The following is a 2524-nucleotide window of genomic DNA, read 5'->3' as shown; positions in this document are numbered from 1 at the left end:
CTATGATAATAATTACAGAAGTACTTTAGCAATAAATTAATAAGTTTTTACTTGTTTTTTACCACAGTACTTTGTTGTAAAACGTTTTTCATTGAGAATCACAATCCTCTGTTGAAGGTTGGTATTGGCTAATTTCAATTCAAAAATTCAAATTTCCTGCTAATTTCAATAATTCTGGTTCTAAATAGTCAAATTGGGCGTAAACTTCATTCATTTGAGTTGTGACTCCGAAATCAATTGTTGGAATTTCTTCCTTATTAAGTCCAAACGAGAATACTGATTTGAGTTGAATAAAATTGATATTTAAAAATTCAATTGCATCTTTTTTTTGTTGTTCAAAATTTTTAAAACTAGCTTTACTTAAATCAAAAGCACAACCATTTGAGTTTTCGATTTTTTTCTTTCCAATTTTTATCTTTTCTCCAATTCGATATATTTTATAGGCTTCAATTCGGTTGATTTCAAAAAATCATCGACTCTAAATTCTTTTCCATCTCTTCTTAAAACACAGCTCATTCGGTTTTGTCTAAATGTTTTATGAATTCATCTAAGAACGAACCGTTTTCGGCATTTGGTTCTTCGATTAGTTTCATTATAGTTCTAAAAGATAAAATATTAATTCTATTATTAAAAAAATTATTCCAGCAATTAATAGAGGTAGAAATGTCCATTGCAATTTATTTTTTTTGGTCAATTTAGATTTCCATAAAAGGAATAATCCAATTAAGTATACGGGTAATCCATAAATTGTTGAATATGGATTCATAACAATTAAAGAACTAAATCCTAAAATTTGTTTCGCCCAACCTATTTTTTCTTTTTGTATGTTGAATTTCAATGCGTTCCTTAATGTTTTACAACGTGTTTGTGTATGATTAGTTGCGTGGTTCAGCAACTAATTTAGCAAACTTTTACGAACCCGTGAATATTCCGTAGGAATATTCGCAAGTAGGCTCAATAAAGCAATTAATTATACACGGTGTTAGCAGTTGTATTTTTCAATTCCGTTTTTATATAACTCATTAAATTCATTCCAAAATTCAAACCAAAGTTCTTTATCCATATCATCATCAAGATTTTTTTTCGGCTCGTTATTGAAAAATGATTTAACTTCTTTTGCTAAATTCAAAATATTTATTGCAAAGTCAGACGTATTAATTTCCGCAATGATTTTAGGATACAAAACGTGTTCATTATCATTTGTTCCATACTGTTTTTTGATATTTCTAATTACTATTTTTCCGTTTTTATGTTTTAAATCAAAATACAGTCCAATTGGACAACCTAACATTAATAACATTCCACAACACATAATTGGATTAAAATCAGTTTCAGTATCAGGATTTGGCTCAATACATCTCAATAATTGTAATACAGATGTACTGATTGTCCAATCTCCGTCAGATTCATTTAATATTATTTCTTCTCCAATTGTTAATTCAAGTTTTCCGTGAGAGCATAAATCGGTTTCAGTATTTTCATTCGATATCCAGTCGTGAGATAAAATTTTAATATTGAATTTATCCATATCTATTCTTGAATTCTCTGAGTTTTTTTATATAACTGCTAACGGTTTTGTGTATGGTTAGTTGCGTGTTTAAGCAACTAATTTAGTAAATAAAAACGAACGCGAGAAAATTCCGAAGGAATTTTCCAAATAAGCAACGACCATAGCAATTAATTATACACGGTGTTACCAAAAGTAATTGTATCAACTTTTTTTATCTAACAATTCCAAATATTTTTTCAGAACAAGATTTTTTCTCTTTTCTTTTTTATATGCTTCATACAACTCTGTATGTTTTTTTAATTCTTTCTTTATGAACTTTTTTGATAACAAAAATCTCTTATTGTTTTTTAATGAAACTACCATAGTTTCATCACTCCCATTTTTGCCAAGATTAGTATTTGGATTAATGATATCATTTCTAGGATAGAAAAAATCATAATAGATATATTTTTCTCCTATGAAATTCGCTTTGAAGTACATTTTATCTTGAAAATCACAATCTTCACAAAATTCAGATGGTAAATAAAAATTTTCACCGTCTGAAAAGCCGAAGATTTCTCCTGTGACACTTCTGTTCTTATCTTTCTCTTTGTCAGAATTAAATTCCATATAGTAAAACGAAATTTGACTTTTGCCTTTAAATACGCCTAAAGATTTGTTTTTTCCTTTTTTTATTTCAAAATTCAGTGCGTAATTAGGATAATTAGATCTAAAATTACTTTTCCATTCATAAACACCAGATTTTATTTTTTGATTTTCATTTTGTGAGTGTGAATTGAATACACTCATTATTAATAAAATAATTATTAGTCTCATCTTGTTTTTTTATTTTTGGTAACGGTTTTGTGTATGATTAGTTGCGTGGTTAAGCAACTAATTTAGTAAATAAATCACAGATAGAATATTCCGCAGGAATGTTCGTAAGTCGGCAGTGACCAAGCAATTAATTATACACGGCTTAAGTTAGCATTTTAATAAAAACACTAAATTTAAGCTATATAATTAGAAAGAACA

Annotated in this window: 2 protein-coding genes; both read right to left on the bottom strand. The window is 27.6% G+C overall.

Annotated features, from left to right (window positions below):
* Positions 1-982: 982 nt before the first annotated feature.
* Positions 983-1528 (bottom strand): hypothetical protein, encoded by a 546-nt coding sequence (locus HM985_RS17025; RefSeq protein WP_179377405.1) that lies wholly within the window; start codon positions 1526-1528, stop codon positions 983-985.
* A gap of 183 nt (positions 1529-1711) precedes the next feature.
* Positions 1712-2326, bottom strand: a complete 615-nt coding sequence (locus HM985_RS17020) for a hypothetical protein (RefSeq protein ID WP_179377404.1) — start codon at positions 2324-2326, stop codon at positions 1712-1714.
* Positions 2327-2524 lie beyond the last annotated feature (198 nt).

It is taken from the genome of Winogradskyella wichelsiae (assembly GCF_013403925.1).
GTDB classification, from domain to species: Bacteria; Bacteroidota; Bacteroidia; order Flavobacteriales; family Flavobacteriaceae; genus Winogradskyella; species Winogradskyella wichelsiae.
The sequence above is the reverse complement of the archived record's forward strand: the minus strand, read 5'-3'. Positions and strand labels throughout refer to the sequence as shown.